General features: G+C 37.3%; 3 protein-coding genes. All 3 read right to left on the bottom strand.

What is annotated here, in order from left to right:
• Positions 1–175: 175 nt before the first annotated feature.
• Positions 176–1,615 carry a serine/threonine-protein kinase gene (locus SAGCYANO_RS42620; protein WP_202225532.1) on the bottom strand — a complete coding sequence of 480 codons (1,440 nt, stop codon included), beginning with the start codon at positions 1,613–1,615 and terminating at the stop codon, positions 176–178.
• A gap of 78 nt (positions 1,616–1,693) precedes the next feature.
• Positions 1,694–3,598, bottom strand: coding sequence for a sodium:proton antiporter (locus tag SAGCYANO_RS42625; RefSeq protein ID WP_202225533.1), 1,905 nt, complete (start codon positions 3,596–3,598; stop codon positions 1,694–1,696).
• 2,322 nt (positions 3,599–5,920) lie between these two features.
• Entirely contained in the window at positions 5,921–6,241 is a 321-nt protein-coding gene (locus SAGCYANO_RS42640; RefSeq protein WP_202225536.1) for a hypothetical protein, read from the bottom strand.
• Positions 6,242–7,478: the final 1,237 nt, after the last annotated feature.

Consider the following 7,478-nt stretch of genomic DNA (forward strand, 5'->3'; position numbering starts at 1 on the left):
ACAGTTTTAGATCCCCCCTAACCCCCCTTAATAAGGGGGGAACTGCTTAAAAAGGGGGGAAACTTCAAAGTCCCCCTTTCTAAGGGGGATTTAGGGGGATCGTAAATCTACCTCATAACTATGGGAATTGTTATAGTTTTTTTTCAATCCTTCCCTCTTCCCTCTTCCTTCCAAACTACCGAATTAATTTCTCCCAAGCTTGCCACAAAATATCTGCCCTTTCCACCGGACTTTTCGGCAAATATTCCCTCGCCTTTTCCAAACACATCTGTGCTTTTTGTTCATCTCCAGACTTCTTAATAGCTAAACTCAACCATAACCAAACCATCGGTTGATTCCCCTCAATATCCAAAGACTTAAAATAACTTTCCACAGCCTTTTCATATCTTTGCAATTGATAAAATAACACTCCCAAACTCCGCCATGCTTGCCAATGATTAGGTTGCAATTTCACAGTCTTTTGATAACAAAAAATCGCCTCTTCATAACGCTTCAACTGATAACAAACCTCAGCCTTCTTATACCAAGCATCATAATTATTTGGTCGAATAGCAATAGCACGATCATAAGAAGCGATCGCTGCTTCAGTTTTCCCAAATTCTTGCATAATTCGACCTTTTATAACTTGTGGAATACCCCCAAGCATTTTTGTTAACAAAGAAGGATTATTTCCTCCTGCTTGAGAACCCGAAGCAGCAAAATTTTTCTGATATTTTACAGACTCTAATTCTTTTAAAACCTCTTCTACAGACTGATACCTTTGATTAATATTCGGAGCCAAAAGCTTATCAATAATTATCCCTAATTCTTCACTAATAGGAGACTGTAAATATTGTCGCCAAACCCACTTACCCTCAACCACATCAAATAACTCAAAAGGCGCCACTTGAGTCAACAAATAAATACAAGTAACCCCCAAATTATAAAGGTCACTAGCAGGAACCGCCTTTCCCGCCAACTGTTCCGGAGCAACATATCCCGCACTACCAATCATCGTTCCAGTTTTGCCAAGAGAAGATTCTGTAATTACCTTACTAGCTCCAAAATCCACCAACACCAACTGGCCTTTAATTTCCCCTCCACCATCAGGAAGCGTAATTGAGTTGCGCCGAATAATATTTTCAGGCTTAATATCCCGATGAATTACCTGCCGTTCGTGGACAAATTCCAACACAGGCAACAAATCCCAAAGTAACTCCTGAATCTGATTTTCAGTAAAAACCCCATTAACAACCAATTCCTGCTCTAAATTTTGCCCATCAATAAATTCTTGGATGAGATATTGTTGCTCACCTTGTTGAAAATGAGCCATTAATTCTGGGATTTGAGGATGTTGACCCAACTCATCAAGTCTGACGGCCTCCCGACCAAACAACTCAGCAGCTTTTTCCGCATTCGCACTATTTTGAGGAAAAAATTGTTTAATAACACACCGGGGTCGGGAAGGTTTATACTCATCCACAGCCAGAAAAGTTTTGCCAAAGCCACCTTGACCAATAGGCTTAATAGTACGGTAGCGATCGCCCAAAAGTAACTTAGCTCCGCAGCTCTGACAAAATCGATGACCGGAAGGATTATACGGCTTTCGGCATTCAGAGTTAAGACAGTAGCTCATCCTGATTTTTCACTTGAAAATTTAGTTATATCAACACTAATTGCTGACAGCTGACTGCTAATAGCTGAATGCTTACTATCAGAGTTCAGATTCGAGAACCGAAGAAGGGATAGGTACCTCCTCAACAGTTGGATATTTTTCTATAGTTAAAGTTGATTGTTGAGAACCAGATAGTCGCTTGAGAAGCTTAGGTTTAGGATCATGTAACAAATAAATAATCCGATCGCCTGGTTGCCAATTTTCCGTTGCAGATAAAACTTGAAGACTCCCTTGCCTTTCAATCAAAAGTGGCATTAACTCCTTTGCTCGAATAAGTGCCCTAAGATGAGTCTTTTGAAACTCAAATCCCAATTGCTTAAGCACTGTTTCTCCTAACTTCACTTCTTTGTCAGAGAGATATTTATTCCAACTTTTGATATTTAACTCTGAAGTAAACGCTTGTTGAACCTTCTCTTTACCATTTAGACTTTTATTCTGGGGACTTTTCGGATAAATAGCTAATACTCTTGGTGGCTTAAATTCTTCTGCTGCTCTTTGAGCCAAAACTAAATTTACCTCTTCATTCTTAGTCATTGCTAAGAAAGTTCCTACTGATTCTAAACCAGCTTCTTCTAGGACATTAGTATCAAAAGCACTACTTTTATATACTTGTAAACCTTCCTTTTCTGCCTGCTGACAAGCTTCCTCATCCGTATCTATCAGTACCACTGATTCACCCCTGTCCTTAAATATACGTCCAATTAATCGGGACAGAGGATTTGAACCCACAATCACAGCACCAGTGGCCGCACTAGAAGTAATTCCCAAAAATTGAGCCACGAATCTTGCCGTCAACCCTTGACTAAATACCGTCATAATAATTGTCAAGAACACCAAAGCCTTAATAGAGTCACCACCATTAATACCTTTCTGAGTTAACAAAATAGCAAACAAAGAAGAAACTGAAGCCGAAACTATTCCTCTAGGAGCAACCCAACTGACAAACATCTTTTGTCGCCAATTAAGCTTACTATTCCAAGTACAGACTAATACGTTGAGAGGGCGAACCAGGAACATCAAGCTCAAAACTGTCAACACACTTCCCCAACCTAGAGCAACGATACTTGCTAAGGATAGGTCTGCTGCTAGTAAAATAAATAATACTGAAACGGCCAACATTGTTAGTTGTCCTTTAAACCGCCTGATTAATCGTAACTCTGGTATTTCGGCTGCCCCAACGACAATTCCTGCTACTACTGTGGTCATCAGTCCTGATTCACTGCGGACTTCTTCTGCTAGACCAAACATTCCCCACAGAGCCGCTAAAACTACCAGATTTGCTAATTCTTCAGACAGAAACTTTGCCCTTTTGAGGGCAAATCCTAAAATCCAGCCTCCTGATGCACCAATGATAGTCCCCATTCCTAAACGCACAACTAGGTCGCTAAATAATCCTAGAGGGTCAGCACCTTCATTTAAAACTATGTTTAGTACCAATACCGCCAGAATTGCTCCTACAGGATCGATGAGAACTCCTTCTCCTTCCAACACTGTAGCTACTTGTCGGTCTACTGAAACCTGTTTGAGCAATGGCCCCACTACTGTTGGCCCTGTAACTACTACTAAAGAGGCATAAAGGAATGCGATCGCCCAGGGAAACTCACCTAACCAGTGAGCGGCCATGCCACCACCAATTAAGGTTACCAGTGTACCTATGGTTACTAAGTTGCGGATACTACCGGAAACTTTTCCTAACTCTCTTAGTTCCAAATTCAAGCCCCCTTCAAATAGAATGAGGGCTACAAATAAGGATACTACGACTTCTAGACCATTTCCTAGTAGATTTGGATGTACCACTCCCAGAACATCTTTGCCGACTAGAATACCACACAGTAGTAAAAAAACAATCGCAGGTACTTTCAGGTAGGCTGCCAGGACTTGGGCTCCTATACCACTGATTACAGTCAGGATAATCAGCAGAGTTATGTCAAATGGTATTTCCATAAGTGTTATCTTTAATTCCCAGGCTTACCAGCTTTTTTTCTTCAGCTTCAGATTTTGATTCTGAAATTATATGTTTTAATTTTGTTGGCTGGTTAGTTTTTCTGTATTTTATTCTTTATTTTAGCTATGAAATTATTATTTAGAAGGATTGATTGTTTATTTAAAATCCGGTTAATTTTAGGAATTATCTGAATACAACAATTGAATCACAAAGTTTCTAATTTTTTATTCCCTAATTAATTTGTGTGTAAATTTTATAATCTAAATATTTGCCCATAATTCTTTTGAAACAGAGGAATTCTCTTTAGTATTATAACTACTCTTAACTAAAGTGCAACTATGGCTATTTTTGACTTTTAGCAAGATAGTCTAATTCATCTAGATGTACAGCATGGCTTATGTTACCAGGTTTTTAGCCTCACTAGAAATTCCCTCAGACTAGGTTTTTTTTGACAAATCTGATTATATGTGGTATTTATTTCAAAAAAAGCTTACCCACAGCCACTATATCTAGGGTCTGCTGAAAAAATTGGTTGGTGAGGGTAGGACGCGGAGACACGGGGACGCGGAGAAGGGAGGAAAACGCAACGGTTTCGGCAATTTTATGTGAAGAATTTTTCTTGAATTTCAGCAGAAAATTTCAGTAAATTGATGCCAATAAGAGCCATAAACTTGGAGATAAACTGAATATAAAAAGCTCCTAAGTCTTAACTTTCCTGACTTTTAGCTTTATTCAGCAAGCCCTATCTAGTAGGGGCGATTTCCGTTCCGGAATGCTCTTAATTACGCGTTTACGTTTGCAAAGCATTCCGTAGGAAAGTATTTCGTAGGAAATCGCCCCTACAGATGGTGTATAATATCATCTCCGGATAATTAGTGATAAAAAAATTTTCTCTTTCTTCTTCTTTCTTTCCTCCTGACTCCTGTACGAGTGATTTCCGTTCCGGAATGCTCCTAATTACGCGAATCACCCCTACGACTCCTGAGGACTGAGTCGTTTATTTATAACTATTCAACCGGATATGATATAATTTGATATTTTGCGTAAGTCCTATAAAAATAAATCCTTCTAATACTAAATCAGGATTTAGATAAAAGCTTTGATCGGAAGCAAATTTATTGGCGATCGCTGGCAGTAAAGTCCCTCAAGGACGAGGAAAATGGGCCTTAAGATTACTGTCCGACAAAATGGTGGTATTGGGATATATGGTTTGTCATCCCATAGGGGGGCGACCCATGACTAAAGTGACATCAAGAAGAATTGGATATGGTGAGGAAACTTTTCCCTAAAGGATGCTACAAGTTTTTGATACGGAATGCTTGGGAAACACGGCGACGATAGCCGTTTTAGTCTACAACATATTGACACAGTACTAAGTAGGGTTTGCGCTCATAAAGTATGAGTGGTAGGGGTAGGAGACAGCTATACTGGAGACAGGAGACAGGAGAAATGGAAATTATAGAGGAGGTAGTCGGGTATATTTGTCCCAAGATTTTTCTGCCATAATCATCCCAAAATACTAGCATGCATGAGCTTGAGCGGCCGAAACAGGCGCACTTTTTCGATCAAAAGGCAGCAAATCAATATCTGTAAGTGGTTTGATATTTAATCAGCAAGCCCTAAGTAGGAAAAAGCGCAAGCTCTACGAAGCGCAAAAACGCCATCTCTCGTAAGCTGTTGCCTACTTTTCTAAAATTTTGTGTACGATCAAGTTGCAAACTGCTACAGATTTTAATTTAATATCTTTTCGATACAGAAACACTTACTGCTCTAAGAAAAAGTTAATCCTTACCACAGTTTCGTTGCTCTTAATTACAGGAATTTTCTGTTGCTTAATTCCCAGTAATTTGTTTCTTAGCAAGAACTTTACTTATGCAATTTCACTGTTTCCTGTTCCTTCTAACATTCTACTAAACTTACCTAAACTTATCCAAATTAGATTAGCATATCTGGAGTTAGTTTCCTGTCTTGCATTAGCAAGACTGCGCGTTTTATGTTGCGGAGCAAAACATTGAGGATCAGCGACCGCAGTCTGTAACCTTATTCTCAACAGCAGGCATCTTCTCGGTTGAAATGCCATCTTGATTAATTTACATAAACTCGGTTTTTTGTTTGCGCAGCATTCCGCAGGAAACCAATAACTTTTTTACTGACTTCACGTTGATGAGGAGTGAATCACTTTTTTACTTTTCTATAAACTTTAACATTAGCTAATTGAGTTCCCCTCAAACATTTAATTCTTTTCATCTGTCTCAAGTTTAAATGCTATACATAAAAGCTTTTTAGTTCCATTAGTTAGCTGAATGCAGCTACTAAAATATTTAAAATAAATGACTATGTTCCCTATCTAGACATTCTTCTCCTTGCCAGACTCTACCAGTATGTTCACATTCTTCTTTAGTTTTGAGCCAAGGAATTTCTGTAGGAGATATCGAAGGAATTTCCGTAGGATATATAGGTTGATTGGCTACAACCCATCTATCATACAAATGATATGCAATAGCTCCAGTTAAAAATAGAGCATCTCCACATATGACTGTAAATATTAATGTTTTTAATACTAATTTCTTGGTCTTACTCTTTTTACGCTCACGTTCAAAAGTAGAATAAGAACCCTGAATTAAATGATTTTGTCTTAACATAAGCCCTCCAGCAGATCAAAAGTAAGCATCTATTTAGTAAGCCTTAATTAGCTCACCTCCCTCTATTCAAAAAAAAAAATAGAGTAGGAATTATTTATCTTGATAGTGATTTACATTACAACAAAATAGTAATGCAAAGTTTAAATAAAGTGCAAGTATTACTACTTAACTTCATCAAAGCTTCATAATTAACTTCAATGTCGAAATTATTCTTATTTCTAAAATGTTTGCAACACATTATTGCTATTACAATAGCTGTTTATAAAAAAGTTTTTGCCATTAAAAATTGTAAATCATGTAGTTTATTGAATTAGATTGATACTGATAATTTAAGGATAAGTAGAAAAATAATATAGACATACAGACATACAGATGATTTGATTTTATTATTATATATAATTTCACTATCTTATTGAAGGTATAAACTTCTTTGTAATGACAAGCATCAAAAAGACAATGGATCATCCTTCAATGAAATCATTTGTAGTAATCTTTAAGTAAAAAAATGAAGTAGCAAAAATATACTCTAGGTATTTTCAATAGCTATAGCTATCTATATTTGGGGTTTGAGCCTTAAATGCCAAGTATAATTCATGAAGTTTTTGTAAAGTAGTAGAACATTGAATCACTTCATCAAAACTTCACAAAACTCTGAGTTTTATTGGCCTAATTGTTGAATCTACTGAAAGTAAAAGTTACACTATGGCAAAATCCGGAACAAAGTATAAAATTAATTTTCGTTATCATATTTAAATTTTATATTTTAGGCAGCCAATCAATAATACTAATTTGTTTCTCAATTTCAGATTGGATGAGCTACAAATATAACGGCTCACCTGTATGAAAAATGCGAGAAAAAATTGGGCTATTTATGTTTAATTGCAGTAGACTTAGGGTAGATGGCCAAAGAACAAACCTTCTAGGTGCTAAAACTTCCTGTTCCTTGATAGATAAATTGGGAAAAGTTAACTTTGGCTTCCTCTTCTGTTATCTCAAGGCCAAGACTAGCAATTTCTAAACCACCTGAAAGTACAGCAGCTTAAGCTTGAGTAGCGACACCAAGAGCAATACAACCAGTTCCGATAGTAGGAAGTGTAGTTTGCTTGAGGTAGTCAGTAATCATTGTTTAAATTTCCTAAGTAAGATTATGGGTTATTGCCTTAGCAATTTTTGCTTGTTTTGACATCCTTATTATTACTGAAGACTTATGAGGTTACTAGGTAGAAAATACGGAACT

Origin of the sequence: Okeania sp. KiyG1 (genome assembly GCF_014132355.1) — a bacterium.
Classification (GTDB): domain Bacteria; phylum Cyanobacteriota; class Cyanobacteriia; order Cyanobacteriales; family Microcoleaceae; genus Okeania.